The organism is Streptomyces sp. PKA51 (genome assembly GCF_057552455.1).
The window spans coordinates 1-26,983 of record NZ_BAAJPZ010000026.1 but is presented as its reverse complement, the minus strand read 5'-3'; the positions used below and the strand labels follow the sequence as shown (position 1 = coordinate 26,983).

The window sequence follows — 26,983 nt, the reverse complement described above, 5'->3', positions numbered from 1 at the left end:
TGTGACACTTGCCCTCACGCGCGCGGCACGGCGACTGGCCCTGCCGGCGTTGCTGGCCGCGCTCGCCGGGTGCGCCACCGTGACGCCGAAGACCGCCCTCATGGACGACGCCCGCCCGGCGACGCGCGAGATCCTGCGCATCAGCCCCCACGACCGGGCGCGCGGCGTGCTGGCCGCCGACCCCTTCGAGGTGCGGGCGCCGCACGGCCGGCTGACGCAGGTGACCGTCACCGAGGTGCGCGACGGCGTCAGCCGGCCGGTGGCCGGGGCGGTGTCGGCCGACGGGCACACCTGGCGGCCCGCCGCGCCGCGGCTCGACCTCGCCGCCCGCTACACCGTCGACGCGGTGGCCGTCGACGCCACCGGCCGGCGCACCGCGCGGCACACCACCTTCACCACCTACGTGCCCGAGCACCGCTTCGTCGGCTACTTCGCGCCCGAGCCGGGCAGTACGGTCGGCACCGGCATGATCGTCTCCTTCGGGTTCAGCCGGCCCGTCACCGACCGGGCGGCCGTCGAGCGCGCCATCCGCGTCACCTCCCGGCCGCCGGTGGAGGTGGTGGGGCACTGGTTCGGCCCCTCGCGGCTGGACTTCCGTCCGCGCACCTACTGGCGGCCCGGCACGCAGGTCACCCTCGACCTGCGGCTGCGCGACGTGCGCGCCGCGCGTGGGGTGTACGGGATCCAGCGCAAGACCGTCGCGTTCACCATCGGGCGCTCGCAGGTGAGCCGGGTGGATGCGACCGCGCACACGATGCAGGTGGTGCGCGACGGCCGGACGGTGGCCACGGTGCCGGTCACGACGGGCGCCGCGGGCACCGACACGTACAGCGGGCGGATGGTCGTCACCGACAAGTTCCCGGTGACGCGGATGAACGGGGACACCGTCGGGTTCGGCGGCGAGTACGACATCTCGGACGTACCGCACGCCCTGCGGCTGACCGGCTCGGGCACCTTCCTGCACGGCAACTACTGGGCCCCGCCCGACGCCTTCGGCGCCCGCAACACCAGCCACGGCTGCATCGGCCTGCGCGACGTCCAGGGCGGCGGCGCGGACACCCCGGCGGGCTGGTTCTATGCATCCTCGCTGGTCGGGGACGTCGTGGAGGTCGTCGGCTCGCCGGAGCGGGTGGTCGCGCCGGACAACGGCCTCGGTGGCTGGAATCTGACCTGGGAGCAGTGGCGGGCCGGATCCGCGCTGGGCCCCCGGGCCGCCGGGGACTGACGCCGGGACAGGCCCGGTACGACAGGGGCGAACGCGAGTTTGACCTGGCCGGAAACTAACGCTTCACTTCGGTCACTGCCTTCACCGCGGACGCACGGTTCGCAGCACCCTGTCCCATTGGGACCGAACGGTGACAATCGCACGGTCAGCGCGGTCGGTGGCGTGTGGTTATCTATCGATGAAGCGCGTGTGCCGCGCTCCGGCGCCGCGCAGTTGCGGGCCGTGCGAGGGGAGACGATCCGTACATGAAGGTGCAGCCCATATCGGGGCGCCGGGTGCGCCGGGGTGCGCTGCCCGCCCTGCTGCTGGGAGCCGTGCTGACGCTGGTCAGCGGCTGCAGCGGCGACGACAAGGGCGGGGACGACAAGGCCGCCGACGGCCCGTCCCAGGCGGTGGTGACCATCGCTCCGAAGGACGGCGCCACCGACGTGGCGACCAGCGGGGCGCTGAAGGTGACGGCCCAGCAGGGCAGCCTGACGTCCGTGAAGGTCGCCGACGGCAAGGGCAACGTCGTCGACGGCAAGATCGCCGGCGGCGGCGCCTCGTGGGAGCCGACCAGCCACCTGGGCGCCTCCACCAAGTACACGGTGGACGCGATTGCCAAGGACAAGAAGGGACGAACGTCCGCGAAGCACGCGACGTTCACGACCCTCACCCCCGAGAACACCTTCGTCGGCTACTTCACGCCGGAGGACGGCAGCACGGTCGGCGTCGGCATGCCGGTGTCGCTCACTTTCAGCCGCGGCATCACCGACCCCAAGGCCGTCATGCGCGCCATCAAGGTGACGGCCGAGCCGGCGGTGGAGGTCAAGGGCCACTGGTTCGGCAACGACCGCCTGGACTTCCGCCCCGAGCACTACTGGAAGCCGGGCACCAAGGTCACGCTGCAGATGAACCTCAACGGCGTGCAGGGCCGCGAGGGCGTCTACGGCACCCAGAACAAGACGGTGCACTTCACCATCGGCCGCTCCCAGGTCAGCACGGTCGACGCGGCCGCCCACCAGATGGTGGTCGAGCGCGACGGCAAGCCCCTGAAGACGGTGCCGATATCCGCCGGCGCCCCCGGCCACTCGACCTACAACGGTCAGATGGTCATCAGCGAGAAGTACGAAGTGACGCGCATGGACGGCCGCACCGTCGGCTTCGGCGGCGAGTACGACATCCCGGACGTGCCGCACGCGATGCGCCTGTCGAACTCCGGCACCTTCCTGCACGGCAACTACTGGTCGGGCGAGTCCACGTTCGGCTCGGAGAACGTCAGCCACGGCTGCGTCGGCCTGTACGACGAGCGCGGCGGCGGCGACCCCTCCACGCCCGCCGCGTGGTTCTTCAACAACTCCCTCATCGGTGACGTCGTGGTCGTCAAGAACTCCAAGGACAAGACGATCGACCCCGACAACGGCCTCAACGGCTGGAACATGCCCTGGGCGGACTGGGTCAAGGACGCCGCCTGACGCGACCCGTCGAATCGTCTTCGCCGCCGAGCGGCCCGGTGCTGTGACCGAACGCACCGGGCCGCTCGGCGTTAACCGTGGCTAACCTTGCGTCATGACTGTGCACCTTGAGGTAGCCGAGGGCGTCGGCACCATCCGCCTGGACCGCCCGCCGATGAACGCGCTGGACATCGCCACCCAGGACCGGTTGCGCGAGCTGGCCGAGGAGGTCACGCGCCGCGAGGACGTGCGGGCCGTGGTGCTGTGGGGCGGCGAGAAGGTCTTCGCCGCCGGCGCGGACATCAAGGAGATGCAGCACATGGACCACGCCGGCATGGTGGCGCGGTCGCGCGGGCTCCAGGACTCCTTCACGGCCGTCGCCCGCATCCCCAAGCCCGTGGTGGCCGCCGTCACCGGCTATGCGCTCGGTGGCGGCTGCGAGCTGGCCCTGTGCGCCGACTACCGGATCGCCGCCGAGGACGCCAAGCTCGGCCAGCCCGAGATCCTGCTCGGCCTGATCCCCGGGGCGGGCGGCACCCAGCGGCTGGCGCGCCTGGTGGGCCCGTCCAAGGCCAAGGACCTCATCTTCACCGGCCGTCAGGTCAAGGCGGACGAGGCGCTGGCCATCGGCCTCGTCGACCGCGTGGTGCCCGCGGCGGAGGTCCACGCGGCCGCCCACGCCTGGGCGGCCCGGCTCGCCGCCGGTCCGGCCATCGCGCTGCGCGCGGCCAAGGAGGCGGTGGACTCCGGGCTCGAGACCGACATCGACACCGGACTGGCCATCGAGCGCAACTGGTTCGCGGGGCTGTTCGCCACCGAGGATCGGGAGATCGGAATGCGCAGCTTTGTCGAGGACGGTCCGGGGAAGGCAAAATTCGTCTGACTTCGGCTGAACTGCTGACTGTTGGGTGGTGTGCCCGGACCGGATGTCCCCCGGGAAGGTGCCACTTGTGGGGGAATTCCGTCCACGGCGCACCACCCTGTGAACGACTGTGACCGGGCGCCCTGTGGATCTTTTCCGGGGCGCCTTCGCGTGCAGGTCAGCGCGGATGTGCCGGGTGGTCCAGGGCCACTGGCATATGTCACCGAGGGGTCCCGGAAGGGTCACCTCCGTGGAATCGAATCCCGGTGTTCCCCTCCCGCGGGCGACGTGGACGGCCATGATGGGGGGCATGGCGGGCCTGGAGGGAACGGAACAGCCACGTCGGGGTGTCGGCACGGCCGACCCCGCGGGCTCGATGCCGATCGTCGCGGACGAACCGGTGCTCAAGATGTTCGAGCTCTACGGCAATCCTGCGCTGGGCGAGATCCGGCTGCCCTCGCGCCCGCGGTCCGCCGCCGGCGCCCGCCGGCTGACCCGGCTGGTCGTCCAGCGCCACTGGGGCCTGCCCGAGCGGACCGCCGAGCACGCCGTGCTGCTCGTCTCCGAGCTCGTCGGCAACGCCGTACGGCACACCGGGGCGCGCTTCTTCGGGCTGCGGATGCTGCGCCGGCGCGGCTGGCTGCGCATCGAGGTGCGCGACCCCTCCCGGGGGCTGCCCTGCCTGCTGCCGGTGCGCGAGCTGGACACCAGCGGGCGCGGGCTCTTCCTCGTCGACACCCTCTCCGACCGGTGGGGCGTGGACCTGCTGGCGCGCGGCAAGACGACGTGGTTCGAGATGCGGGTGGCCGACCGCTGAGCGGTGCGAAGCCGAAAAGCGTACGCATACGAAAGGGCCCCGTCCGCCGGCGCAGCGGGACGGGGCTCCTTCGGTGTGCCGCACGGGAATAGGGGTGTGCCCGCGCGGCGACGATCACGACCTGGCCCGGGTCAATGGGGGTCGCTGGCGTCGACTATGTCATGAGGAATACGCCGGGACCAAAGCGAGACCTCCGCATTCCAAGGTGAGGTGCGCCACGGACCTTGCATTCCATGAATTAACGACCGGTAGGTCTTATGTTTATGCAGGAGCCAGCGAAAGGGCATCGCCATGGACCAGACCCCGGGCCCCCTCACCGAGGCGACCGGCTACCCCACGACCCACTGGATCCCGGCCAGCAGCGCCAACTACACCGTCTCCTCACGGCCCTCGGCCCACCCGATCGACTTCGTCGTCGTCCACGTCACCGAGGAGACCTTCGGCGACGCCATGCGGATCTTCCGCGACCCCCGCGCCAAGGTCTCCGCCCACTACATGGTCGCCTCCGCCGACGGCTACATCGGGCAGTTCGTGCGCGAGAAGGACATCGCCTGGCACGCCGGCAACTGGGACTACAACACCCGCAGCATCGGCATCGAGCACGAAGGCTGGACCGACCGCCCCGAGTACTTCACCGACGCCCTCTACCGGGCCTCCGCCCGGCTCACCGCCGCGGTCTGCGCCCGCTACGGCATCCCCGCGACCCGCGAGCACATCATCGGCCACAGCGAGGTGCCCGGCGCCACCCACACCGACCCCGGTCCGCACTGGGACTGGGACCGCTACCTGCGCCTGGTGCGGAGCTGAGCGGGCGGCGTGAGTACTCTGTGCCGGTCACTCGCACATCCAAGGGGAGGCTCCACATGGCCGACATCACCGAAGAGACCCGCAAGGCCGAGGCGCGCAAGGCGTTCGACCGCTTCGACGTGGACGGCGACGGCTTCATCACCGCCGCCGAGTACAAGCACGTCATGGCCGAGCTCGGCGACTTCAACGTCACCGAGACCGTCGCCCAGGCGCTGATCAACAAGCGCGACGCCAACGGCGACGGCGTGCTGTCCTTCGAGGAGTTCTGGGCCGGCCTCGCCCACTGAAAGCCCCCGCGCCGGCGCCGGGCGGGTCAGAGCCTGCCGCCGCGGCGCCGGCCGCCGGCCCGCCGGCGCCGGTCGTTGCACAGCAGGCACTTGCCCCAGCCCGGCGGCAGCGGATCCTCCTTGTCCCCGTGGAGCGGGTCCACCGGCCCGCGGGGGTGCTCCGGGCAGCCCGTGAGCCCCGCGCCGCCCCCCAGGGACCCGGCCGCGGCCACGGCCCGGCGCAGCGCCTCCATGAGCGGCTCCGTCTCATGGGGAGCCGGCTCGGCGCCCAGGGAGAAGGCGATGTCCGAGGCGGTGCTCAGCGCGTTCTGCAATTCGCGCAGCTCTGCGTAACCCATGCCCGCGAGCCTACGCGGCACCACCGACAGCGCCCGGCGGCCGGTACGGTCGGCGCCATGTCCGAAGAGTCCTGCCTCCTCGTCGCCACCACCACCGACAGCGCCGAGCGGGCCCGGGCCCTGGCCGCGAGCGCCGTCGCGGCCCGCCTGGCCGCCTGCGCCCAGATCGACGGCCCCCTCACCAGCGTCTACCGCTGGCAGGGCGCGATCGAGACCGCCACCGAATGGCGCGTGCTCTACAAGACCACCGCCGCCCGCTACCGGGCACTGGAAGCACACATCAAGGCCGAACACTCCTACGACGTCCCGGAGGTCGTCGCCATCGAGGTCGTCACCGGCAGTGCTGACTATCTGGCGTGGCTGCGCGAGGAGACCGCCCCCGGCTCCTAACCTCCCGCCCCATGACGATCACCCACGTACAGCTCTTCTCCGTCCCCGTCGCCGACCAGGACCGCGCCAAGGACTTCTACACCTCCACCGTCGGCCTGGAGGTGCTGGCCGACCAGCCGGGCGTGCACGGCCGCTGGCTGCAGGTCGCGCCCAAGGGCGCCGACACGTCCCTGGTGCTGGTCGACTGGTTCCCGAGCATGCTCCCCGGCAGCCTGCGCGGCCTGCTGCTGCGCACCACCGACATCGACGCCGACTGCGCCCGGCTGCGCGAGCGCGGCGTCGAGGTCGACGGCCCCAAGGCCACCCCCTGGGGACGCCAGGCCACGTTCGCCGACCCCGACGGCAACGTCCTCGCCCTCAACGAGAGCGCCCCGTAGGGGCGCGGGGAACGGACCGGCGGCCCGCAGCCGACATCTGCGGGCGCGTCGTGGCTTGTCGCGCAGTTCCCCGCGCCCCTACGGGGCGCCACCCCTTGTCGTCGTCCTGGACCGCTGGTAGGCAGAACGCATGGCCGACGCGCGAGGAGAGCGTTCGTACGGCAGCGGCACGGGCGGCGGTTTCCCGCGGCCCGTGCTCTTCTGGGCCGGCGCCGCCGCCTGCACCACCGGCGCCCTGCTCCACCTGCCCATGTACCTGCACGCCCGGCACATGGGCTACCGCATGGCCGGCATGCCCATGGACGCCGCCATGCTCACCGGCATGGGCCTGATCCCGGCCGGCCTCGCCGCCGTCACCGCCGGGCTGCTGCCCCGGCAGGCCGGCGCCCTGCGCCGCCGCGTCGTCTCCGTCCGCGTCCGGGCCCTGGACGACGCCCCGCTGCGCCCCGCCCACGCCGCGCTGCTCGCCGTGCTGTCCCTGGCGGTGACCATCGACGTGATGAAGCCGATGACGCTGTCCTTCGTCGCCCCCGGTGTGGCCGCCGAGTACGGCCTGGCCTCGCCGCTGCACCCCGGCGGCGACGTCCCCGTCGCCTGGCTGCCGCTGGCCGGCATCACCGGCACCATGACCGGCTCGTTCCTGTGGGGCCCGCTCGGCGACCGCATCGGCCGGCGCGGCTCCATCCTGCTGGCCGGGGTGCTGTTCGCGACGACCTCCGTGTGCGGCGCCATGCCCGGCTTCGCCTGGAACGTCGCCATGTGCTTCGTGATGGGCACGGCCGCGGGCGGCCTGATCCCCATCGCCTTCACCCTCCTCGCCGAGACCGTCCCGCAGCGCCACCGCGGCTGGCTCATGGTCCTCATCGGCGGCAACGTCACCGTCGCCTACGTCCTGACCAGCTGGCTCGCCGCCACCCTGACCCCCACCTACAGCTGGCGCATCCTGTGGCTGGTCGGGCTGCCCACCGGCCTGCTGCTCATCGTCCTCAACCGCTGGATCCCCGAGTCCCCCCGCTACCTGCTGGCCACCGGGCGCACCGAGCAGGCCCGGCAGGTCCTGGCCCGCTACGGCGCCACGGCGGGGACGAGCCCCCAAGAAGCGGTGGCCGCTCCCGAGGCGGCCGCGCCCGGCGCCGCCCGCGGCTACCGCCGGCTGTTCGCCGCCGCCTTCCGCGGCCCGACGCTGGCCCTGACCGTCCTCGCCCTGGGCGCCGGCCTGATGGCGTACGGCTTCCAGATGTGGCTGCCCACCAACCTCGGCCGGCTCGGCATCACCGAGGTCTCCTCCGACCGCGTCCTGCGCGACAGCGCCCTGATCAGCCTGCCCCTGAACGTGCTGACCGCCCTGCTGTACGGGCTGTGGAGCAGCAGGCGCACCGTCATCGCCCTGTCCGCGCTGACCGCCGGCGCCCTGGTGGCGCTCGCCGCCCTCGGCCCCAGCGTCGCCGGACACGGCCTGGGGCTGCGGCTGTTGCTGCTCGTGCCGCTGTGGGGCATCAGCGCCACCGCGGCCGTCATGGCCGCCTACAGCTCCGAGGCGTACCCCACCCCGCTGCGCGCCCTGGGCTCCAGCTGGTCCGCGGGCACCAGCAAGGCCGGCGGCGTGCTCATCCTCGCCCTGTCCGTCGCCGCCGTCACCGTGCCCCCGCTCGGCGTCACCGCGCTGCTCGGCGCCGTGCCGCTGGCCCTGGCCGCCGTCGCCTTCGCCGCGTTCGGGCCGGAGACCCGCGGCCGGCGCCTGGACGAGGTCGTCCCCGAGGCGGCGCCCGCCCGTGCCTGACCGGCCGCGCCCCCGCCGCCGGCACCCGCCCGATACTGGGCCCATGCCGGAGAGGGAACCGCTGTCCTCGGCCCTGCTGCCGTACCTGTTACGGGCCAAGGACCTCATCGACCGCTCGTACGCCGAACCGCTGGACCTGGCCACCCTGGCCGCCGAGGCCGGCTGCTCGCGCTTCCACTTCCTGCGCTCCTTCCAGGCCGCCTTCGGCGAGACGCCCGGCCGCTATCTCACCCAGCGCCGCATCGAACGCGCCCGTGACCTGCTGCGGGCCACCAACCTGACCGTCGCCGAGATCTGCCACCTCGTCGGCTACTCCAGCGTCGGCTCCTTCAGCTCCCGCTTCTCCGAACTCATGGGCGTCGCCCCGACCCGCTACCGCGAACAAATGGTGCGCCGCGGCGGCCCCCCGCCGATCCCCGGCTGTTACCTGTTCATGTGCGGCCGCCGCGCCGCGTCCGGCCCGGCCGAGGTCCGCAATCCAGGAGATGTCACCGCGGGGAGCCCGTCGATAGCGTCTGATCACAGCTCACCCCCGGAAGGAACGCCATGAGCACGCGCCTGTCGCACGTCACCGTCCCCGTCCTGGACCAGGAGTCCGCGAAGGTCTTCTACACCGAGAAGCTCGGCTTCGAGGTCCGCGACGACATGACGCTGGGCGACCTGCGCTGGCTCACCGTCGGCCCCAAGGACCAGCCCGACGTCGTGCTGGTGCTGCGCAAGGTCGGCCCGCCCGAGTACGACGAGGAGAGCGCCGCCCAGCTGCGCGACCTCGTCGCCAAGGGCGTCATCGGGGTGGGCGTCCTGCACGTCGACGACGTCCGCGCGCTGCACCGGCGGCTCGCCGCCGCGGGCGTGACGTTCGTGCAGGAACCCGTCAAGCGACCGCACGGCACCGAGGCCGTCTTCCGCGACGACTCCGGCAACTGGTTCAGCCTCACCGACGCCCGCGGCTGACCGCGCGGCACGCGAGCAATCCGAGGCGAACCGAGGAGAACCGAGGAGAGGGGCACGCTCCGCCATGGCTCACGATCCGCACCCCGCCCCCACGGCCCGGCCCGGCCGGGGCACCCCCTGGGTGGTGCTCGTCGCCGTCGCCCTGGGCACCATGATGGAGGCCCTCGACGGCACGGTCGTCGCGGTGGCCAACCCCGTCATCGCCGTCGACCTCGACACCGAGCTCACCAGCCTGCAGTGGGTCACCAACGGCTACATGCTCGCCGTCGCCAGCGCCCTGATCACCGCCGGCAAACTCGGCGACCGCTACGGGCACAAGAAGACCTTCCTCGTCGGCATGGCCGGCTTCGCCACCAGCTCCGTCCTCGCGGGGCTCTCGGACGGCATCGGCCTGCTCGTCTTCTGGCGCGTGCTGCAGGGCATCAGCGGCGCCCTGCTCGCCCCCAGCGGGCTCGCCGTGCTCAAGACGGCCTTCCCGAAGGACAAGCTGAAGGTCGCCATCGGCGTGTGGAGCGGCGTCGGCGCCCTCGCCATGGCCGCCGGCCCCTTCATCGGCGGCGTCACCGTCGACCTGCTCGGCTGGCGCTGGGTCTTCTTCGTCAACGTCGTGGTGTGCGCCGCGGCCCTCGCCCTCGGCGCCTGGGCGATCAGCGGCGTACGCCCCGAGGGCGCCGGCCGCTCCTTCGACGCCCCCGGCGTGGCCCTGCTGACCGGGGCGCTGTTCGCCTTCGTCTGGGGCATCATCCACGTGCCCGGCCACGGCTGGACGCACCCCCACCCGCTGCTGTCCTTCGCCGCGGCGCTCCTGCTCGCCGCCGCGTTCGTCCTGCGCGAGCACAAGGCGGCCCAGGCGCTGCTGCCCCTGTCGCTCTTCCGGCTGCGCGCCGTCTCCACCGGCACGGCCGCCCTGCTCATCGGCGGCTTCGCCACCTTCGGCGCCTCCTTCTACCTCGCGCTGTACCTGCAGCAGGTGCACGGCTTCAGCCCCATGCGGGCCGGCCTCGGACTGCTGCCCTTCACCGTGCTCTTCGGCGTCGGCGCCCCCACCGGCGCGGCCCTGAACCAGCGCTTCGGCCCCCGGGTGCCGCTCGCCGCGGGCCTGACCCTGATCGCCGTGGCCCTGCTCGGGCTGTCCCGGATGACCGAGGGCTCCTCGTACCACGCCCTGTGGCCGTTCCTGCTGCCGCTCGGCGTCGGCATGGGCATGGTGGCGCCCACCGCCATCGAGATGATCGTCGGCAGCGCCCCCGGCCACCTCGCCGGCGTCGCCTCCGGCCTGCAGCAGACCGCCCTGATGCTCGGCGGCGTCCTCGGCACCGCCGCCCTCGGCTCCGTCATCTCGGCCAAGGTCTCCGGCGTGCTCGCCGGCCACCTCGCCGACGCCGGTGTCGGCGACCCCCTCGCGGCGAAGCTGCGCGGGGCCACCGAGGTCGTCGCCCAGGGCGTCGTCCCCGTCCCCGACGGCACCGCGCGCCCCCTCGCCGAGGCCGCCGCCCGCGCCGGCCACGCCGCCTTCATGGACGGCTTCCACGTGGCCATGCTCGCCGGCCTGGCCGTCGTCGTGGCCGGCGCGCTGATCTCCCTGCTGGCCCCCCGGCTCGAAGCCGCCCCCGCGGCCCGCGCCGGCGAGGCCGCCACCACCCACTAGAAACGACCACCAGAGGAGAGAACCCCCGTGATCTCGCACATCGGTACGGTCGACGTCTTCGTCAACGACCAGGACAAGGCCATCGACTTCTACGTCAACACCCTCGGCTTCGAGCTGCGCGCGGACCACCGCATGGGCCCGGTGCGCTGGGTGGAGGTCGCCCCCGCCGGCGGCCAGACCCGCATCGTGCTGTGCACCAAGGACTTCCCCGTCTACCAGGAAGGCCGCATCGGCGCGTTCACCGACATCCAGCTGATCACCGAGGACATCAAGGCCACGCACGAGGAACTCGCCCGCAAGGGCGTGCACTTCACGGCCGAGCCCCAGCAGATGCCCTTCGGCGCCACCATCGCGAGCTTCACCGACCCGGACGGCAACGGGTTCAACCTGGTCCAGCCCGCCGGCTGAGCACCACCACCGGACGCTGCCGCCGCCTTCCCCCGGGGCGGCGGCAGCCGCCTGCTCACATGCCCGCCGCGACGCCCACCTGCTGGAAGTCCGCACCCGGCCACAGCCCCCGCACCGTGCTCTGCAGAATCATCAGCGCCATGATGGGGAAGGCGAAGTCCGAGGCGGCGTAGAGACGGTGGGCGCTTTGCACCTCGAAGACGCCATTGCCGAAGGAAGCCATGTCGAAGACCTTCCCCGGCCCCGCGCAGCGGCCCACCAGCGCCGCCACGTCCGCGACGAACGCCTCCGCCGCCCGCCCGCACGGGCGTGCCCCCGCGCCGGCCGTGCTCGCCAGCATCACCTCGCCGCAGGTGCGCCCGTCGCCCGCGGCCAGCGCCGCGAAGAAGGTGCCGATCAGCTTGCGCACCCGGTCCGGCAGCCGGACGCTGTAGCCCGCGTCCAGGATCACCGCCCGCCCCTGCGGCAGCAGGTACACGTTCCCCGGATGCGGATCGCAGTGCACGAAGCCGTCCACGAACAGCATCCGGTGCGCGGCCGCCAGCACCGCCGCCGCCAGGCGCGCCCGCTCGCCGTCCGGCAGCGTCCGCGGCGTGTCCGCATCCAGCCCGGGCACGAAGTCGAAGACCAGGCACGTCGGCCGGCACAGCCCGGGGTGCAGAGCGGGCACCTCCACGTCCGGCATCCCGGCCAGGTTCGCCCGCAGGGTCGCGATGTTCTCCCGCTCCCGGCCGAAGTCCAGCTGACCGAGGATCGCCTCGCCGACGTACCCCACCAGATCCGCCATCGGCATCCCGCGCAGCTGCGGCAGCCGCAGCCGCTCGGCGCAGCGCACCAGGGCCCGGATCAGGGCCAGGTCCGCCCGCATCACGCCGTCGATGCCCGGCCGCTTGAGCTTCAGCGCCACCACCCGCCCGTCCGGCAGCACCCCGCGGTAGACGCACGCGATGCTGCCGCCCGCCACCGGCACCGGATCGAGCGAGGCCAGGAACGGCGGCACCGCCCGGCCGTAGGCCGTGCGCCACGCCCGCTCGGCATCCCGCGGCGCGATCGGGCGCACCCGGTCGTGCAGCCGCGCCAGCTCGTCGCACAGCGCCCCCGGCAGCACGTCCCGCCGGGACCCCGCGATCTGCGCGAACTTCACGAACGTCGGCCCCAGCGCCTGCAGGCGGCGGGTCGCCCTGCGGTACACCAGGCGCCGGGCCCGTGCCCGGCCCCCGGTCAGGCGCACCACCGCCCAGGCCGGCAGCGTCAGCGCCGCCTCCGCGAGCACGGCCACCAGCAGCGCGCAGCCGCGCGCGAGGACCCGGTGCGCGGGAAGACGGTCCATGGCAATCCCCCCTCGAAGGAACCTCAGGCGTCGAAGGTGAAGGCGGTGCGCAACGCGCCCACCTGTGCCGCGGTCGGTGTCGCCCGGATCAGCCCGTCGCGCACGGCACACAGCGCCGGATGGCGCCACTGGCCGAGCCGGCCCATCCAGTGCGACTGGACACTCACCCCGTGCGCCCGCCGCCGGCGGCGCAGCGCGTACGCGCGCAGCGCCGCGGGAACGCCCGCCGCGCCCGTGGCGGACGCCAGGCAGCGCGCCAGCACCACCGCGTCCTCGAACGCCTGGCAGGTGCCCTGTCCCAGCGCCGGGGCGCTCGGGTGGGCCGCGTCCCCGGCCAGCGTCACCGCCCCCACGCCCCAGCGGCGCAGCGGCCGCCGGTCGACGATGGCGGTCACGGAGACGTCCGAGGGGGCGGTTGCGGCCAGCACCTGCGGCACGGGCGCGTGCCAGCGGCCGAAGTCCCGCGCCAGCACGGGCAGGCACCGCGCCCCGGTGGGCGGCCGCCCGTCCGCGGAAGCGGCCGCCGCGAACGCCGCGAACCAGTACATCCGCCCCTCCGGCAGCGGGAACAGCCCGAACTGCCGCCCCGCCCCCAGCGTCAGCAGCGCCGGATGCCCCGGATCGGACCACCGCGCCACCCCGCGCGCCACCGCGTACCCGCACGGGCGCAGGTCGTCCCCGCCGAACAGCGAACCGCGCACCCGCGAGCGGACGCCGTCCGCGCCGATCAGGACGTCCCCCTCCTCCTCGCCGCCCCCGTCGAGCACCGCCGCCACCCCGGCACCGTCCTGCCGCACCCCCACGCAGCGGGCGCCGAAGCGCACCGCACCCGGCGGCTGCAGCGCCCACAGCGCGCGCAGCAGATCGGCCCGCAGCAGCGCCCGGCCCGTCCCCCCGCACCGCGAGCGCAGCACCGCCCCGGACACGTACTGCAGCACCGCCCCGCGCGGGGTGCGCATCGCCAGCCCGTCGGCGGGCGCGCTGGCCGCCCGTACGGCAGCGGCGGCGCCGATCGCCTCCAGCGCGGTGAACGCGTTGGGCCACAACGTGAGCGCCGACCCCGGGGAGCGGGCGCCGTCGTCGCGCTCGACGAGACGGACCTCCAGCCCGGCGCGGCGCAGCAGCGCCGCCACCGCCAGGCCCGCCGGGCCGGCCCCGACGACCAGCACCCGCAGACGTCTCACGCCCGGTCCCCGGGCCCCTGGTCCCACATCGACGCCCAGCCGCCCGTCGTGCCGCCGGGCTCCGCGGCCAGCAGGTCCGGGATCTTGGCGACGTCGAAGACGCCCCAGTGCTCGGCGATCCGGCCGGCGCGGAAGCGGAAGGTGTTCGAGCCGCCGATGGCGAACCTGCGGCCCGTCGGCGGCAGCCCCATGAACTCCCCGGTGTGCTCGAAGTGCAGCAGGATCGCCTGCGCCAGCAGATCCCCCTCGCACACCGAGGTGAGCACCTCCACCCGGCGCGTGGTCAGCGCCCCGGCCGCCTGGCCGAAGCGGTGCGCCACGCCGTCCCGGCCCGGCGGGTCCCACGGCGGGGCGAAATGGTCGACGAAGTCGGGGGTGAGGACCTCCCGGATCACCGCGAAGTCCCGGGTGAACAGCACGGCGCCGCGGAACGCGCGGACCGTCTCCTCGTACGCGGCCTTGCGGCGCTCGCCCGTCATGGCGTCAGGCCGTCGCCCGCAGCAGTTCCGGCGGCAGCAGCCCGAGCTGTTCGAGCAGGTACAGGCCGTCGGCCACGCCCCAGTGCTCGACGACCCTGCCGCCGGCCAGGCGCAGCTGCCCCAGCAGCGGGCAGCGCACCCTGCGCCCGGTGGGCGCGAGCCCCAGGTACTCGCCCTTGTGGGTGCCCTCGACCGTCAGCCGCGTCGCGACCAGGTCGCCCTCGGCGACCAGGCTGTGCACGACGAGCCTGAGGTCCGGGAACGCCTGCATGAACCGGCCCATCTCGGCGGCCACGTCGGTGGCCGGCAGCCGCTCGCCGTCGCGGCCGTGGTGGACCATCTCCGGCGCCCAGAAGCGGGTCATGGCCGCGAGGTCGCCGCCGTTCCAGGCGTCGATCAATTGCCGGACGACTTCCTTGTTCGCCTGCTCGGTTGAGGCCATGGATGAAAGGCTAGGTGGGCGGCCGGGGACCGACTTCTCCCAGGTTGCGCATCCAATACGCCGTACGCGCCCGGCTGTTGACGCTCGCAAAAGGCCGCGGAAACAATTCCCGGCATGCTGCGCGAGGGCGAGAACGGGGTCTTCAGCCAGAGCTGGTTCCCCCTGTGCCTGTCGGCCGACGTGGGCCCCGGATCCGTCGTGGGAGTGGACTTCCTCGGCGGCCGCGTGGCCGTCTACCGGGGTGCCGGCGGCGGCCCGGCCCGGGTGCTGAGCGCCTACTGCGCCCACGTCGGCGCGGACCTGTCGGTCGGCGACGTGGTGGGGGAGCGGCTGCGGTGCCGGTTCCACCGCTGGGAGTACGAGGGGTCGGGGATCTGCGCGGCCACCGGCATCGGGGACCCGGTGCCGCGCGGCGCGCGGCTGTTCCGCTTCCCGTCCGCCGAGCGGCACGGCATCGTGTGGGCCTTCAACGGCGAGAAGCCCCTCTTCGACCTCCCCCGGCTGCCGTACCCCGACGACGAACTGGACGAGCGGAACGCGTCCCTGGAGGAAATGCCGGTCGAGCCCTGGCTGGTCAACGCCCACACCATGGACCTGCACCACCTCTCGCAGTCCCACGACTTCACCCTGGACGCCGACCCCGACGACAGCGTCCGCATCGACGCGCACGGCGTGGGTTTCCATCTCAAGGCCACCATGCGCAGCGGCGAACGCTTCGACGTCGCCGTCGACATCCACGGCACCAACATCTTCCTGCAGACCGGCACCGTGAACGGCCGCTGGTGCTACTGGCTCACCGGCCTGACCGTCCCGCGCCCCGGCCACTCCCGCGCCTTCTTCGCCTACGGCGTCCGGCGCGGGGAGGGCGACGCGGCCGGCACCCGGGCGTTCCTCGACAACGCCCACAAGGCCATGCTCGGCCTCTACCACGACGACACGCCCATCCTGGGCTCCATCCGCTTCCGCCCCGGCCTGCTCACCCGCCGCGACCGGGCCCTGGCGCGCTACCTCGACTACCTCCGCGACTACCCCAGGGCCAACCCCGCGCACGACTTCATCACGTGAGGCGACGATGAGCCGATCCGTACCCGGCGAGGGCCAGGACGGGACCTTCAGCCGGAACTGGTACCCGCTGTGCCTGTCGGACGAGGTCGGCCCCGGCGCGGTGCGGGGCGTGGACCTCCTGGGCGAGCGGGCCGTGGTCTTCCGCGGCGCCCGGGGCGGACCGGCCCGGGTACTGAGCGCCTATTGCGCCCACGTCGGCGCGGACCTGTCGGTCGGCGACGTGGTGGGGGAGCGGCTGCGCTGCCGCTACCACCGCTGGCAGTACGACGGCTCGGGGCGGTGCACGGCGACGGGCATCGGCGACCCCGTACCGCCGGGCGCGCGGCTGGTGCGCCACCCGTCCGCCGAACGCCACGGCATCGTGTGGGCCTTCCACGGCGACAAGCCGCTCTACGACCTCCCCACGCTCGAGCACGCCGACGACGACCTCGTGCTGCGGCACACCGTCCTCGACGAGGCCCCCGTCGACCCCTGGCTCATCGCCGCCCAGACCATGGACGTCCAGCACTTCCAGCTCCAGCACGACTTCGCCCTCGACCCGGCCCGGGGCGACCCCAACGACGCGCTGACCACCGGCCCGTACGCCATGGGCTACCCGCTCGCCCTCCGCACCCCCGACGGCAGCCGCCTGGAGGTCCGCGTCGAGATCCACGGCACCAACATCTTCCGCCAGACCGGCACCCTCGACGGCCGCTGGTTCTGCTGGCTCACCGCCCTGCGGTGCGTACGGCCGGGGGTCTCGCGCCCCTACTTCGTCCTCGGCGTGCGCAAGGGCGACGAGGACCTGCTGGAGCGGGCCGCGGGCCTGATGGCGGGCATGCTCGCGGACGACGCCCCCGTGCTGCTGACGATGCGGTTCCGGGTGGGCCGCCTCACCCGCAGCGACCGCACGCTCGCCCGCTACCTGCACTACGTACGCCGCTACCCGCGCGGCGCCCCCGCCACGGCCTGAACCCGGGCCCCGCGCCGCGCCCACGCACCGGCCCCCAGCGCGATGCCCAGCGCCAGCACGACCAGGACCGCAGCGACCGCGAAGGTCACGTGCATCCCCCTCGCCACCGCCCCGGCCGGGGCCGTGGCGACGTCGGACGCCGACGACGCGAGCGCGAACACCGCGCCCATCACCGACGTCCCCGTCACCAGCCCCATATTGCGCGACAGGTTGAGCACGCCGGAGACCACACCCCGCTGCTCCGGCCCCGCATCCGCCATGACGGCGGTGTTGTTCGCCGTCTGGAACAGCGCGTAGCCGGCCGTCATCACCACCAACGGGGCCAGATAGCCCACGACCCCCAGCGACACGGGCAGCACCGACAGCCCGAACGCCCCCGACGCCGTCGCCGCCAGCCCGGCCGCGGTCACGCGCCGCGCACCCAGGCGGTCCACGATCCGGCCGGCCGGCACCCCGGTCAGCGCGGCCACCAGCGGTCCGACCGCCACCGCCAGCCCCACCCGCGCCGCATCCAGCCCGAGCCCCCGCGCGAGATGGAACGGGCCCACCACCAGCGTCGTCATCATCACCGTCGAGACCAGCACACTCGTCGCCAGGCCCGCACCGAGCACCGGATCACGGAACGTCGCCGGCCGCACCAGCGGCGACGCCGCCCTCCTCTCCACCACGACGAACACCACCGCCCCGCAGCCGGCCACCATCAGCAGCACCATGCGCCCCGTCGTCATGGCGAGCGCGTACGCCCCCAGGGTCACCGCCAGCAGCAGCGTGCCCGCAAGGTCGAACCCGGGCCGCCGCCCGTCCGCGCCGGACTTCCCCCCGCCTGCGGGCAGATGACGCCGCGCGATCAGCACCGCTGCCACTCCCAGCGGCACCTGGGCCCAGAACACCGCCCGCCAGCCGAACCCCGAGATCAGCAACCCGCCCAGCGACGGGCCCGCAGCCGTACCCACCGCCGACATCGTCCCCAGCAGCCCCATCGCGCCGCCCGTCCGCTCGCGCGGCACCGTCTCACCGACGAACGCCATCGTCAGCGCCATCATCACCGCCGCACCCGCGCCCTGGGCCGCCCGGGCGAGGACCAGCACCCACAGCTCCGGCGCCGCCCCGCACACCGCCGACGCCAGCGTGAACACCCCGATCCCCGCCAGCAGCAACCGCCGGCGACCGATCAGATCCCCCAGCCGCCCGGCGCCCACGACCAGCGTGGTCACGGCCAGCAGGTACGCCAGCACCACCCACTGCACGTCCCGGAACGGGGCGGTGAAGACGTCCGCCAGCGTCGGCAGGGCCACATTGGCGACGCTCGTCCCGAGCGACGACACCAGCATGGACAACGAAAGACCGGTGAGCGCCCACCGGACCGAAGAAGCTCTTGACATGGACCCCAGCGTCGATTCCCGGCAGCGGACGAGAACAGTAGTCTTGCCGCTATGGCAAACGACGATGCCGCCGTCCTGGCCGCCGTGGGCCCACGCCTGCGGGCCCTGCGCACCCGCCGCGGCATCACTCTGACCGCGCTCGCCGCCACCACCGGCATATCCCTCAGCACCCTCTCCCGCCTCGAATCCGGCCACCGCCGCCCCACGCTCGAACTCCTGCTGCCCCTGGCCCGCGCCCACCAGGTCCCCCTCGACGACCTCGTCGGCGCCCCACCGGTCGGCGACCCGCGCGTACGCCTCAAACCGCACGCGCGCTCGGGGGCGACGATCGTGCCGCTCACGCCGTACGCAGGGGGCGGCGGCCTGCAGGCGTTCAAGATGCTCATCCCGACGACGCGCTCCGAACCCGACCTGCGGTCGCATGCGGGATCCGAGTGGCTGTACGTGCTCAGCGGGCGGCTGCGGCTGGTGCTGGGCGAGCGCGAAGTCCTGCTGGGGGAGCGGGAGGCGGCGCAGTTCGACACGAGCACGCCCCACTGGTTCGGCAGCACGGGCACCGCCCCGGCGGAGGTCCTGAGCGTGCACGTGCGTGGCTGACAGGTCCACCCTCCAGCCCGTCCGGCGATTGAGGACACCGGGCGGAGCCCGGTCCGGGGGGCCGGGGGCGGAGCCCCCGGGAGACGGGGAGAGGGCGGGGTGGGGGATCAGCCGCCCGCAGGGCTGAAGCGCACCGGCAGGTTCTCCAGCCCCCGCAGCACCCCCGTCGGCCGCCACCGCAGCGGCACCGCCTCGTCCAGCACCACATCCGGCACGCGCCGCAGCAGCGTCCCCACCGCCGCCCGTCCCTCCATCCGCGACACGGGCGCCCCCACGCAGAAGTGGATGCCGTGCCCGAACCCGAGGTGCGAGCGGTCGCCGCGGGTGATGTCGAGCCGGTCGGGGTCGGGGTAGTGCCCGGGGTCGCGGTGGGCGGCCGCCATTCCCACGGTCACCAGCGATCCCGCCGGTATCACGACGCCGCCGATCTCGACGTCCTCCGTCGCGACCCGCAGCATGGCCCGCTCGACGGGCCCGTCGTAGCGCAGGAATTCCTCCACCGCCTGTGGCAGCAGCTCCGGCCGCCGTTGCAGGAGCCGTAGTTGGTCGCGGTTGCGCAGCAGCGCGAGCATGCCGTTGCCGATGAGGTTGACGGTGGTCTCGTGGCCGGCGACGAGCAGCAGCCCGGCGGTGGAGATCAGTTCCGCTTCGGTGAGCCGGCCCTCCTCGGTCGTGGCGACGACGAGTGCGCTGAGCAGGTCGGGCTGGGCCTCGGTGTCGTCGTCCGCGGTGCGCAGGGCGCGGCGGCGTTCGGCGACGAGGGCGGTGAAGTACGCGCGCAGGCGCCGGTTGGCCTCGGGCGGTGTCATCGCGGAGCCCTTGACGTAGGTGGGGGTGACCGCGGCGGTGCTCCACAGGCGGAAGTCGGCCCGGTCGGCCACGGGCACGCCGAGGAGTTCGCAGATGACGGTGATGGGGAGGGGGAAGGCGAGTGCCGGGATGAGATCGGCGGTGCCGGCGGGTGCGAACGCGTCGACGAGTTCGTCGGTGATCTGCTGGATGCGCGGCCGCATGGCCTCCACCCGCCGTGGCGTGAAGGCCTTGGCCACCAGCCGCCGCAGGCGCGTGTGGTCGGGCGGGTCGCTGTTGAGCATGTGCGGTTCGGAGCCCTCGCCGCCCTCGGGGTAGAGGCCGGAGCGGCGCAGGGCCTCCCAGGCGTGCTTGGGGTCGCGGGAGAGGCGGGGGTCGGCGAGGGCGGCGCGCGCGTCCTCGTAGCGGGTGATCAGGTAGTGCTCGATGCCGTTGGGGTCGCGGATCAGGTGGACGGGGGCCTCGGCGCGCAGGCGCGCGTACAGGGGGTAGGGGTCGGTGCGGTTCTCCGGCGCGTACAGCTCGTGCGGCACGGCACGCCTCCTCACACCAGCGGCCGGGGGTTGGGCAGGACGACGTCGCCCGTCGGCAGTGTGCCGTCGACCAGGTAGGCGGTGACGACCTCGTCGGCGCCCGGGTTGCCATAGAAGGGGAAGACCCGGTGGTGCGCGGTGTCGGCTACGGTGACCAGGCGCGAGTTGTGCCGCAGCACCTGGTGCATGCGCACGGCCGCCGCATGCGGGGTGGACATGTCCTCGGCGGCCTGCACCAGCAGGATGCTGGGCGCCCGGTTGCCCGCGCCCAGGGCCGTCACCGGTTCGGCGGGCGGCACCGGCCAGAACGCCGGGGCCTTGATGCCCGACAGTGCGGCGCCGGTGAACGGGTACGCGCGGGCGGCCCGGGCCATGTCCCGCTCGTACGGGCCCAGGCGGCGCGGCCACGCCCAGTCGCCGGCCAGGATCGCCAGCTGGGCCACCGTGCCGCTCTCCTCCTTGGGCTGCCCGAACATCCCCGCGAGGAATGCCATGGTCGCGGGTTCCAGGGCCGCGCCGTGGACGGCGGAGCGCAGGATGTCGCCGAGGAAGGCGTAGTTGTGCTCGCTGTTGAGCATGCCGACGACGATCAGCCGGGCGAGGGTGCGGTCCAGCGGGAAGCCCGCCACGGTCACCTCCTCGTCCGCGTCGACCCGCGCCAGCAGCCGGTCGTAGGCCGCCCGCACCTCGCCGGGCGCGGCACCCAGGCCCAGCTCCTCGTGGCGGGGCGCGGCCCAGCGCGTCCAGCGGTCCAGGCAGCGCTCGCCGTTGGGCGGGAAGTCGGTGAACAGCCCGCGCCAGACCCAGTCGGGGCTGCAGATGCTGTCGAGTACGACGCGGTCGGCGTGCTCGCCGAACATCTGCGTCCACACCGCGCCCAGGTACGTGCCGTAGGAGTAGCCCAGGTAGGAGATCCGCTCCTCGCCCAGCGCCCCGCGGACGACCTCCATGTCCCGGGCGATGGTGCGGGAGCTGGCGTACGGCAGCAGGTCGCGCGCGTGCTCGGCGACCTTCGCGGCCACCTCCGCCTGGAAGCGGACCTCGTGGCCGAAGTCGCGCGGCTGGTGGAAGACCCAGAACCGCTCCTCCGGCTCCAGCCCGCATACCACCGGGCTGCTGCGGCCCATGAAGCGGTGGTCGAAGGCCACCACGTCGTAGTGGGCGAGCACCTCCTTCGGCAGGGTGCGCACCAACTGGGCGCCCAGCAGCGTCCCCCGGTTGCCCAGGTCGTCGCCGGGGCCGACCAGCAGCACCCCGCGCCGCCGCTCGGGCGCGGTGGCCTGCGAGCGGACCAGGCCGAGGGTGAGCGTGCGCCCGCCGGGGGCGCGGTAGTCCAGCGGCACCGTCACCTCGGCGCACTCCAGGCCGGCCAGCGCCTCCTCGTCGGGCGCGGACCAGCGTGGTGACTGGGACTGGAAGTGGCGAATGGCATCCAGGTCGGCCGGGTCGTCCAGGGTCATGGAGTGCTCCGCTGCGCGTCGGGGAGTTTGCCGCTCAGGAGGTAGGCGGTGACGGCCTCGTTCGTCGGGGCGTCGCCGAGGAACGGGAAGACGCGGTGGTGCGCGGCACCGGCCACGGTGATCAGCCGCGAGGTGTGCGGCAGCAGCGCGTGCAGCCGCGCGGCGCCCCGGGGCGGGGTGAACATGCCGCGCTCCGTACGGACCAGCAGCACGCTCTCCGCCCGGTTGTCCGCGCCGAGGACGGTGACGGGCTCGCGCGGGGCCACCGGCCAGAAGGCGCCGGCCTTCGGCGCGGCCATCGCCGGGCCGATGAACGGACGCCGCGCGGCCGCCTCGGCCATGTCGCGGCGGTAGGTCTTCATGTCGCGCGGCCAGGGTGCGTCCCCGCCGAGGATGCCCAGCTGGGCCACGGCCCCGCTCTCGTCCTTGCCGCGCCCGAACATCGCGCCGAGCGCCTGCCGGGTCTCCTCGCGGGCGTCGTCGCCGTGCAGGGCCGCCCGCAGCAGGTCCCCGAGGAAACCCCAGGCGCCGTCGCTGCCGAGCAGCACCATCGTCAGCAGCCGCAGCATCGTGCCGTCCACGGGCGGCAGCCCGGCGGTCACGGCCACCGGCTCCCGGCCGGCGCGCGCCACGAGCCCGTCGAGGGCGGCCCGCACGGCCCCGGGCGTGCGCCCCAGGCCGAGCTGCTCGTCCCGGCGGGCGGCCCAGCGCGCCCAGTCGTGCAGGGTGGCCTCGCAGCTGTCCGCGTAGTCCAGGAACATCCGCCGCCAGACGGAGTCCGGGTCGATGACGCTGTCCAGGACGACGCGGTCGGCGGTGCGGCCGTACATCTGCGTCCAGACGGCACCGAGGTAACTGCCGTAGGAGTAGCCGAGGAAGGACAGGCGCTCCTCGCCGAGGGCGAGGCGGATCGCGTCGATGTCGCGGGCGATGTCGCGGGAGGTGAGGTACGGCAGGACGTCGCCGGCGGCGTCGAAGCAGCGCTCGACGACGGCGCGTTGGTAGGCGGCCTCCGCGTCCGCGTCCGCGGCGGGCGTGTGGAAGATCCACAGCCACTGGTCGGGGGCCAGCCCGCAGGTCAGCGGGGCGCTGCCGCCGCTGAATCGGTGGTCGAAGCCGACGAGGTCGAAGACGTCGAGCACCTCGGGCGGCAAGGCCGCAAGGAGCTGGGGCACGAGTGCGGTGCCGGGATTGCCGGGGTCGTCGGGTGCGACGAGAAGCGTGCCGATCCGCTGCGCGGGGGAGCGGGCGGGGTGGCGGAGGAGGGCGAGGTCCAGGGTGCGGCCGTCGGGGCGCGCGTGGTCGACGGGGACGGTGACGGTGAGCGGTTCGAGCACGGGAGCCTCCTTCCGGGGCGGGGCCGGGGAGCGGCCCGCCGCAGGCGCCGCCTCACGGGCGGATCTCGTACAGCGCGTTCAGCGGTGTCGGTGCCGGCAGCCGGCGTACCCGGCCCAGCCCCGCCCCCGCGCACAGCGCCCGCAGCCGCCCCTGCGTCAGCCCCAGCATCCCCGCCGGCTCCGCCGCCCCCGCCGCCCGTGCCGTGGGGAGGGAGTACAGCACGCTCGCCCCGTACAGCAGGGCCGCGGCCGGGCCGCGGTTGCCGGCCGGGGTGTCGGCGCCGTTGCTCTCCAGGAGCAGCAGCACCCCGTCGTCCGCGAGGGCCGCGCGCACCGCGGCCAGCGTCTGCGCCGGGTCGGGCGCGTCGTGCAGGACGTCCAGGGCGAGGACCAGCGCATGGTCGCCCTTGCCCGGCAGCAGGTCCGCCGCCCGGCCGTGGACGAACTCCACGCGGTCGGCGACGCCGGCGCTCACCGCCTCCTGCCGTGCGTGCTCGACGTTGAGCGGCAGCTCGTCGTAGCCGGTGAAGCGGGAGCGCGGATAGGCGCCGGCCAGCAGGACCAGGGCCCGGCCGCCGCCGCTGCTGATGTGGGCCACGGGAGCCCCGGCGGCGAGCCGTTCGGCCAGGCCCTCGACCGCCGGCACCCACTGGGGCAGCAGCAGCGTGCCCAGCCAGCTGCCGCTCATCTGCCACATGGTGTGGAAGAGCTCGCCGGGGTAGCGGTCCTGCGCGATGCCGTCGCCGGTGCGGAGGGCGGCGGCGACGGGCCCGAGCATGGAGCCGAGGGCGGGCACGAGCCGGGCCGCGCCGCCCATGAAGAACGGCGACTCCTCGTGCGCGAGCACCGCCGCGTGCTCGGGCGGCAGCGAGAACACCTCTCCCGTTCCGTCCGTGCGGAGGTATTCCGCCGCCGCGAGGCCGTGCAGCCATTCCCGGACGTACCGCTCGTCGAGGCCGGTACGGGCGGCGAGTTCCGTACTGCGCAAGGGGCCGGCGTCGGCGAGGACGCGGAAGAGGCCGAGACGGACACCGAGGGCGCACAGGACGGCGACCATGCCGCCGCCGACGTCGGCCATGAAGCGGGTGACGAACGATTGCGCGGCCGTGCTGTCGCATCCGTCCATGCCGCCCGACTGTAGTGACCGGCCGGGCGACCGGCCTTCTCCCAGGTTGCTCACAGCCGTTGCTACCATCAAGTGAAGCAATCATGCGGGGAGTTGAGGGTTCGGCATGAAGAGCAAGCGCCATTACGGACAGTTCTGCGGGCTCGCCGCCGGCCTCGACGTCGTCGGCGAGCGCTGGGCGCTGCTCATCGTGCGCGAGCTGCTCATCGGCCCCGCCCGCTTCAACGAGATCCTCGGCAACCTGCCCGGACTCGGCCCCAACCTGCTCTCCGACCGGCTCCGGGCGCTCACCGAGCGCGGAGTGATCGAGTCGGCCGCCGTGCCCGGCGACGGCCGCGGCAAGCAGTACCGGCTCACGGCACGCGGCGAGGAGCTCCGCGAGCCGCTGCTGTCCCTCGCCCGCTGGGGCATGGGCTTCCTCGGCGAGGCCGAGGCGGCCGGCGGCACGGTACGGGCGTCGTGGGGCATCCTGGCCGTCCAGGCCATGATCCACGGCCGACCCGTGCCGGACGTCGCGGAGGCGTACGAGTTCCGGGTGGACGGCGAGACGTTCCACATCGAGGTGGCGGACGGCCGCGCCGTCACGCGGCGCGGGCCCGCGCAGGACGCGGCGCTGGTCGTCACGACGGACGCGCACACGTTCGTGAGCATCGGTGCGCAGATGCACACGCCGTTCGAGGCCCTGCTGTCGGGCCGCCTGCGCATCGAGGGCGACCCGGAGGCGGTACGCCGCTGCGTGGCCTTCATGGGGCTGGTGGGTACGTGACGCGGGCGCCTGCGGCGGGCCCTTCCCCACCCCGCCCCTTCCCGAAACTGAGGGCAAGCCCCCAGGCCCCGAACCGGGCTCCGCCCGGCTGGGCGCACCTGTTGGTGGGCAGGCGTTCCGCAGGGCGGAACGGGTGGGCACCAACCGGCCCACCGGCCCGCACCACCCCCGGTAACCACCGAAAGGGGCAAGTGTGAGCACACTCACCGGCACCACCACCCTCGTCACCGGCGCCTCCAGCGGCATCGGCGAGGCCACCGCCCGGGCCCTGGCCGCCGCCGGGGCGAGCGTCGTGCTCGCCGCCCGCCGCGGTGACCGCCTGCGCACGCTGGCCGAGGAGACCGGCGGCCTGGTCGCCGAGGGCGATCTCGGTGACGAGGCCGGCGCGCAGGCCGCCGTCGAAGCGGCCGTCGGGGCCACCGGCCGCCTCGACGTCGTCGTCAACTGCGCCGGTGTGCTGCTGCTCGGCCCCGTCGAGGGCGCCCCCACCGAGGAGTGGCACCGCATGGTGCGCGTGGGGCTGATGGGTACGGCGTTCGTGACCCGCGCCGCCCTGCCGCATCTTCTGCGGGCCGCCGCCGACGGCCCCCGCCGCGTCGCGGACGTGGTCACCGTCTCGTCCGTCGGCGGCCGCATCGCCACGCCGAATACCGCCGTCTACAACGCGGTCAAGTTCGGCGTGAACGGGTTCAGCGAGGCCCTGCGCCAGGAGGTGGCCCGCCGGCACGTGCGGGTGTGCGTCGTCGAGCCCGGTTTCGTGGCGACGGAGCTGGCCTCGCATTCCCGGCCCGAGGTGCTGCAGGCCCTCGCGGGGGACTTCGATCCGGGGGAGCCGCTGCGCCCGGAGGACGTGGCGGAGACGATCGTGCACGTGGTGACGCGTCCGCGGCACGTGGCGATCGGGGAGGTGCTGCTGCGCCCCACCGAGCAACTTCAATGACAGCGCGCCGGGTGTGTTGACCGTCACTTCGGCAACTGATAGCAATACGCACTGTGTTCGAGTCCGGCCGACGACCCGCGCCGTCGAACTCCGCGGCGCCGCAGCACCCTTGAGGACAGGACGGGGGTCGCACATGCCCGGAAATCCCGCCGACGGCGCCCCGCGATGGGCCCGCCGCCTGCGATTGCCCGAGGAGATGGCCGACTTCTCCGTACGCGGCTTCCACTGCGGCAGACCGGAGAGCCGCAGGGTCCTGGAGCGCCACGCCCGCTCCTTCCTCACCGGCTTCAACACGGCCGTCGAGAGTACGGGCACCGACCGCGTCCACGAGCGGCTGTCCGCCCTGGACGGCGGTGAGCGGGGCTTCGCCTACGAGGGCGCGGGCATGGCCTGCGCGCTGCTGGACAGCCTCCGCCTCGCCCGGGGCCGCCGGCTGGCCGGCCTGCTCGCCGGGCCCGGCCGCCCGTACGTGCATCTGGTGCACGTGGGCGCCGGGTGGGCCCTGGCCCGGGTGCCGCTGCCCGGGGCCCGCCGCAGACTGGGCCTCGACCCGCTGCTGCAGTGGCTGACCCTGGACGGCGAGGGTTTCTCCCGCGGCTACTTCGGCGGCCGCCGGACCGTGGCCCGCCTCGCGGCCTCCGGCCCGCCGACGCCGCAGGGGGCCGTGCGGCACCAGGGGCTCGGGCGCAGCCTGTGGTTCGTCGAGTCGGCGGATCCGGAGCGGATCGCCGATGTGATCGAGACCTTCCCGGCCGACCGCCGCGGCCACCTGTGGAGCGGCGTGGGCCTGGCCGCCGCCTACGCGGGCGGGGCCGACGACGCCGAACTGGAGCGGCTGCGCGAGCACGCCGGCCCCCACCGCGGCGAGCTGGCCCAGGGCGCGGCCTTCGCCGCCGAGGCCCGGCGCCGCGGCGGGCACGTCCCGGAGCACACGCACCGGGGGGTGCTGCGGCTGGCGGGCGTCGACATGGCGACGGCCGCCGACTGGACGGTGGCGGCCGAGCGCCGACTGCACGGCGACGGCACCCTGGACGACTTCCTCGCCTGGCGCGACATGATCAGCGGCAGCGCCCTGGCGGCCCGCTGACGTGCCGGCGGAGCCGGCGCGTGCGGGAGCCTTGCCGGACCGGCTCCGTCGGGCGGCCCCGAGAGCCGCCCCCGGGCCACCGGGCTGGCGGCCCCCCGGCCCCCCCGGCCCCCCCGGCCCCCCGGCCCCCCGGTCCACCGGGCCGGGGGAGCGTATCCGCGGGATGA

The 26,983-nt window shown here is 74.1% G+C and carries 29 protein-coding genes; 19 read left to right on the top strand and 10 right to left on the bottom strand.

Going from position 1 to position 26,983, the window contains the following annotated elements; genetic code table 11:
* Position 1 precedes the first annotated feature (1 nt).
* The 6 genes from AC27L3_RS26780 (at position 2) to AC27L3_RS26755 (ending at position 5,431) form a co-directional block, all read left to right on the top strand.
* Positions 2-1,225 (top strand): L,D-transpeptidase, encoded by a 1,224-nt coding sequence (locus AC27L3_RS26780; RefSeq protein ID WP_487236635.1) that lies wholly within the window; start codon positions 2-4, stop codon positions 1,223-1,225.
* A gap of 245 nt (positions 1,226-1,470) precedes the next feature.
* Positions 1,471-2,679 (top strand): L,D-transpeptidase, encoded by a 1,209-nt coding sequence (locus tag AC27L3_RS26775; protein ID WP_487236634.1) that lies wholly within the window; start codon positions 1,471-1,473, stop codon positions 2,677-2,679.
* 94 nt (positions 2,680-2,773) lie between these two features.
* A complete protein-coding gene (locus AC27L3_RS26770) occupies positions 2,774-3,541 on the top strand; it encodes an enoyl-CoA hydratase/isomerase family protein (protein WP_487236633.1) in 768 nt (255 codons plus the stop codon).
* A 289-nt stretch (positions 3,542-3,830) separates the two neighbouring features.
* Positions 3,831-4,337, top strand: coding sequence for an ATP-binding protein (locus AC27L3_RS26765; protein ID WP_487236632.1), 507 nt, complete (start codon positions 3,831-3,833; stop codon positions 4,335-4,337).
* A 291-nt stretch (positions 4,338-4,628) separates the two neighbouring features.
* Positions 4,629-5,144 (top strand): N-acetylmuramoyl-L-alanine amidase, encoded by a 516-nt coding sequence (locus AC27L3_RS26760; RefSeq protein ID WP_487236631.1) that lies wholly within the window; start codon positions 4,629-4,631, stop codon positions 5,142-5,144.
* 56 nt (positions 5,145-5,200) lie between these two features.
* Entirely contained in the window at positions 5,201-5,431 is a 231-nt protein-coding gene (locus AC27L3_RS26755; protein WP_487236630.1) for an EF-hand domain-containing protein, read from the top strand.
* 26 nt (positions 5,432-5,457) lie between these two features.
* On the opposite strand, the gene AC27L3_RS26750 is transcribed toward AC27L3_RS26755, so the two are convergent.
* Complete coding sequence (locus AC27L3_RS26750; protein WP_487236629.1) at positions 5,458-5,769, bottom strand: hypothetical protein; 312 nt, start codon at positions 5,767-5,769, stop codon at positions 5,458-5,460.
* A gap of 57 nt (positions 5,770-5,826) precedes the next feature.
* Between AC27L3_RS26750 and cutA the strand changes: the two genes are divergently transcribed.
* The 7 genes from cutA to AC27L3_RS26715 all read left to right on the top strand — a co-directional run bounded on the left by cutA (position 5,827) and on the right by AC27L3_RS26715 (position 11,326).
* A complete protein-coding gene (cutA, locus tag AC27L3_RS26745; protein WP_487236628.1) occupies positions 5,827-6,159 on the top strand; it encodes a divalent-cation tolerance protein CutA in 333 nt (110 codons plus the stop codon).
* Between the two features lie 11 nt (positions 6,160-6,170).
* Positions 6,171-6,536 carry a VOC family protein gene (locus AC27L3_RS26740; protein WP_487236627.1) on the top strand — a complete coding sequence of 122 codons (366 nt, stop codon included), beginning with the start codon at positions 6,171-6,173 and terminating at the stop codon, positions 6,534-6,536.
* A gap of 130 nt (positions 6,537-6,666) precedes the next feature.
* Positions 6,667-8,316, top strand: a complete 1,650-nt coding sequence (locus AC27L3_RS26735) for an MFS transporter (RefSeq protein WP_487236626.1) — start codon at positions 6,667-6,669, stop codon at positions 8,314-8,316.
* A 43-nt stretch (positions 8,317-8,359) separates the two neighbouring features.
* A complete protein-coding gene (locus tag AC27L3_RS26730) occupies positions 8,360-8,866 on the top strand; it encodes a helix-turn-helix domain-containing protein (RefSeq protein ID WP_487236625.1) in 507 nt (168 codons plus the stop codon).
* Positions 8,863-9,270: a VOC family protein gene (locus AC27L3_RS26725; RefSeq protein WP_487236624.1), complete on the top strand. Its 408-nt coding sequence runs from the start codon at positions 8,863-8,865 to the stop codon at positions 9,268-9,270. Before AC27L3_RS26730 ends, AC27L3_RS26725 begins: the two co-directional genes overlap by 4 nt.
* Positions 9,271-9,334: 64 nt before the next feature.
* Complete coding sequence (locus tag AC27L3_RS26720; protein WP_487236623.1) at positions 9,335-10,918, top strand: MFS transporter; 1,584 nt, start codon at positions 9,335-9,337, stop codon at positions 10,916-10,918.
* A gap of 27 nt (positions 10,919-10,945) precedes the next feature.
* Positions 10,946-11,326, top strand: a complete 381-nt coding sequence (locus tag AC27L3_RS26715; RefSeq protein ID WP_487236622.1) for a VOC family protein — start codon at positions 10,946-10,948, stop codon at positions 11,324-11,326.
* Between the two features lie 55 nt (positions 11,327-11,381).
* Here the strand turns inward: AC27L3_RS26715 and AC27L3_RS26710 are convergent, their stop codons facing one another.
* The 4 genes from AC27L3_RS26710 to AC27L3_RS26695 are packed head-to-tail and all read right to left on the bottom strand — an operon-like array spanning position 11,382 to position 14,761.
* Positions 11,382-12,656, bottom strand: a complete 1,275-nt coding sequence (locus tag AC27L3_RS26710) for an ABC1 kinase family protein (RefSeq protein WP_487236621.1) — start codon at positions 12,654-12,656, stop codon at positions 11,382-11,384.
* Between the two features lie 23 nt (positions 12,657-12,679).
* A complete protein-coding gene (locus AC27L3_RS26705) occupies positions 12,680-13,840 on the bottom strand; it encodes an FAD-dependent monooxygenase (protein WP_487236620.1) in 1,161 nt (386 codons plus the stop codon).
* Positions 13,837-14,319, bottom strand: coding sequence for an ester cyclase (locus AC27L3_RS26700; protein ID WP_487236619.1), 483 nt, complete (start codon positions 14,317-14,319; stop codon positions 13,837-13,839). The genes AC27L3_RS26705 and AC27L3_RS26700 overlap by 4 nt, the downstream gene beginning before the upstream one ends.
* Positions 14,320-14,323: 4 nt before the next feature.
* Positions 14,324-14,761, bottom strand: coding sequence for an ester cyclase (locus tag AC27L3_RS26695; RefSeq protein WP_487236618.1), 438 nt, complete (start codon positions 14,759-14,761; stop codon positions 14,324-14,326).
* A 114-nt stretch (positions 14,762-14,875) separates the two neighbouring features.
* Here AC27L3_RS26695 and AC27L3_RS26690 point away from each other — a divergent pair, with 114 nt between their 5' ends.
* Entirely contained in the window at positions 14,876-15,826 is a 951-nt protein-coding gene (locus tag AC27L3_RS26690) for a Rieske 2Fe-2S domain-containing protein (RefSeq protein ID WP_487236617.1), read from the top strand.
* Positions 15,827-15,833: 7 nt separating this feature from the next.
* Complete coding sequence (locus AC27L3_RS26685) at positions 15,834-16,778, top strand: aromatic ring-hydroxylating oxygenase subunit alpha (protein ID WP_487236616.1); 945 nt, start codon at positions 15,834-15,836, stop codon at positions 16,776-16,778.
* On the opposite strand, the gene AC27L3_RS26680 is transcribed toward AC27L3_RS26685, so the two are convergent.
* The gene (locus tag AC27L3_RS26680; RefSeq protein ID WP_487236668.1) at positions 16,748-18,109 is read right to left on the bottom strand and encodes an MFS transporter; all 1,362 of its coding nucleotides are present in this window, start codon (positions 18,107-18,109) and stop codon (positions 16,748-16,750) included. The two genes, AC27L3_RS26685 and AC27L3_RS26680, sit on opposite strands and share 31 nt — an antisense overlap.
* Before the next feature lie 102 nt (positions 18,110-18,211).
* Here AC27L3_RS26680 and AC27L3_RS26675 point away from each other — a divergent pair, with 102 nt between their 5' ends.
* On the top strand, positions 18,212-18,757 hold the full coding sequence (locus AC27L3_RS26675) for a helix-turn-helix domain-containing protein (RefSeq protein ID WP_487236615.1): 546 nt from the start codon (positions 18,212-18,214) through the stop codon (positions 18,755-18,757).
* A 107-nt stretch (positions 18,758-18,864) separates the two neighbouring features.
* On the opposite strand, the gene AC27L3_RS26670 is transcribed toward AC27L3_RS26675, so the two are convergent.
* The 4 genes from AC27L3_RS26670 to AC27L3_RS26655 are packed head-to-tail and all read right to left on the bottom strand — an operon-like array spanning position 18,865 to position 24,023.
* The gene (locus AC27L3_RS26670; RefSeq protein WP_487236614.1) at positions 18,865-20,100 is read right to left on the bottom strand and encodes a cytochrome P450 family protein; all 1,236 of its coding nucleotides are present in this window, start codon (positions 20,098-20,100) and stop codon (positions 18,865-18,867) included.
* A gap of 11 nt (positions 20,101-20,111) precedes the next feature.
* Positions 20,112-21,560: an alpha/beta fold hydrolase gene (locus tag AC27L3_RS26665; RefSeq protein ID WP_487236613.1), complete on the bottom strand. Its 1,449-nt coding sequence runs from the start codon at positions 21,558-21,560 to the stop codon at positions 20,112-20,114.
* A complete protein-coding gene (locus tag AC27L3_RS26660; protein WP_487236612.1) occupies positions 21,557-22,897 on the bottom strand; it encodes an alpha/beta fold hydrolase in 1,341 nt (446 codons plus the stop codon). Before AC27L3_RS26660 ends, AC27L3_RS26665 begins: the two co-directional genes overlap by 4 nt.
* Positions 22,898-22,949: 52 nt before the next feature.
* Entirely contained in the window at positions 22,950-24,023 is a 1,074-nt protein-coding gene (locus tag AC27L3_RS26655; RefSeq protein WP_487236611.1) for a class I SAM-dependent methyltransferase, read from the bottom strand.
* A gap of 106 nt (positions 24,024-24,129) precedes the next feature.
* On the opposite strand from AC27L3_RS26655, the gene AC27L3_RS26650 reads away from it, so the two are divergent.
* The 3 genes from AC27L3_RS26650 (at position 24,130) to AC27L3_RS26640 (ending at position 26,816) form a co-directional block, all read left to right on the top strand.
* The gene (locus AC27L3_RS26650) at positions 24,130-24,789 is read left to right on the top strand and encodes a winged helix-turn-helix transcriptional regulator (RefSeq protein WP_487236610.1); all 660 of its coding nucleotides are present in this window, start codon (positions 24,130-24,132) and stop codon (positions 24,787-24,789) included.
* 193 nt (positions 24,790-24,982) lie between these two features.
* Positions 24,983-25,729, top strand: coding sequence for an SDR family NAD(P)-dependent oxidoreductase (locus AC27L3_RS26645; RefSeq protein WP_487236609.1), 747 nt, complete (start codon positions 24,983-24,985; stop codon positions 25,727-25,729).
* A 133-nt stretch (positions 25,730-25,862) separates the two neighbouring features.
* Positions 25,863-26,816: a DUF1702 family protein gene (locus tag AC27L3_RS26640; RefSeq protein ID WP_487236608.1), complete on the top strand. Its 954-nt coding sequence runs from the start codon at positions 25,863-25,865 to the stop codon at positions 26,814-26,816.
* Positions 26,817-26,983: the final 167 nt, after the last annotated feature.

Bases quoted from the DNA above. Each gene is read 5' to 3' on its own strand.
- AC27L3_RS26730 (WP_487236625.1), top strand. From the start codon at position 8,360: ATGCCGGAGAGGGAACCGCTGTCCTCGGCCCTGCTGCCGTACCTGTTA.
- AC27L3_RS26770 (WP_487236633.1), top strand. From the start codon at position 2,774: ATGACTGTGCACCTTGAGGTAGCCGAGGGCGTCGGCACCATCCGCCTG.
- AC27L3_RS26740 (WP_487236627.1), top strand. From the start codon at position 6,171: ATGACGATCACCCACGTACAGCTCTTCTCCGTCCCCGTCGCCGACCAG.
- AC27L3_RS26665 (WP_487236613.1), bottom strand. From the start codon at position 21,560: ATGACCCTGGACGACCCGGCCGACCTGGATGCCATTCGCCACTTCCAG.
- AC27L3_RS26675 (WP_487236615.1), top strand. From the start codon at position 18,212: ATGGCAAACGACGATGCCGCCGTCCTGGCCGCCGTGGGCCCACGCCTG.
- AC27L3_RS26690 (WP_487236617.1), top strand. From the start codon at position 14,876: ATGCTGCGCGAGGGCGAGAACGGGGTCTTCAGCCAGAGCTGGTTCCCC.
- AC27L3_RS26760 (WP_487236631.1), top strand. From the start codon at position 4,629: ATGGACCAGACCCCGGGCCCCCTCACCGAGGCGACCGGCTACCCCACG.
- AC27L3_RS26755 (WP_487236630.1), top strand. From the start codon at position 5,201: ATGGCCGACATCACCGAAGAGACCCGCAAGGCCGAGGCGCGCAAGGCG.
- AC27L3_RS26685 (WP_487236616.1), top strand. From the start codon at position 15,834: ATGAGCCGATCCGTACCCGGCGAGGGCCAGGACGGGACCTTCAGCCGG.
- AC27L3_RS26695 (WP_487236618.1), bottom strand. From the start codon at position 14,761: ATGGCCTCAACCGAGCAGGCGAACAAGGAAGTCGTCCGGCAATTGATC.
- AC27L3_RS26775 (WP_487236634.1), top strand. From the start codon at position 1,471: ATGAAGGTGCAGCCCATATCGGGGCGCCGGGTGCGCCGGGGTGCGCTG.
- AC27L3_RS26640 (WP_487236608.1), top strand. From the start codon at position 25,863: ATGCCCGGAAATCCCGCCGACGGCGCCCCGCGATGGGCCCGCCGCCTG.
- AC27L3_RS26735 (WP_487236626.1), top strand. From the start codon at position 6,667: ATGGCCGACGCGCGAGGAGAGCGTTCGTACGGCAGCGGCACGGGCGGC.
- AC27L3_RS26765 (WP_487236632.1), top strand. From the start codon at position 3,831: ATGGCGGGCCTGGAGGGAACGGAACAGCCACGTCGGGGTGTCGGCACG.
- AC27L3_RS26710 (WP_487236621.1), bottom strand. From the start codon at position 12,656: ATGGACCGTCTTCCCGCGCACCGGGTCCTCGCGCGCGGCTGCGCGCTG.
- AC27L3_RS26750 (WP_487236629.1), bottom strand. From the start codon at position 5,769: ATGGGTTACGCAGAGCTGCGCGAATTGCAGAACGCGCTGAGCACCGCC.
- AC27L3_RS26720 (WP_487236623.1), top strand. From the start codon at position 9,335: ATGGCTCACGATCCGCACCCCGCCCCCACGGCCCGGCCCGGCCGGGGC.
- AC27L3_RS26725 (WP_487236624.1), top strand. From the start codon at position 8,863: ATGAGCACGCGCCTGTCGCACGTCACCGTCCCCGTCCTGGACCAGGAG.
- AC27L3_RS26680 (WP_487236668.1), bottom strand. From the start codon at position 18,109: ATGCTGGTGTCGTCGCTCGGGACGAGCGTCGCCAATGTGGCCCTGCCG.
- cutA (WP_487236628.1), top strand. From the start codon at position 5,827: ATGTCCGAAGAGTCCTGCCTCCTCGTCGCCACCACCACCGACAGCGCC.
- AC27L3_RS26700 (WP_487236619.1), bottom strand. From the start codon at position 14,319: ATGACGGGCGAGCGCCGCAAGGCCGCGTACGAGGAGACGGTCCGCGCG.
- AC27L3_RS26650 (WP_487236610.1), top strand. From the start codon at position 24,130: ATGAAGAGCAAGCGCCATTACGGACAGTTCTGCGGGCTCGCCGCCGGC.
- AC27L3_RS26655 (WP_487236611.1), bottom strand. From the start codon at position 24,023: ATGGACGGATGCGACAGCACGGCCGCGCAATCGTTCGTCACCCGCTTC.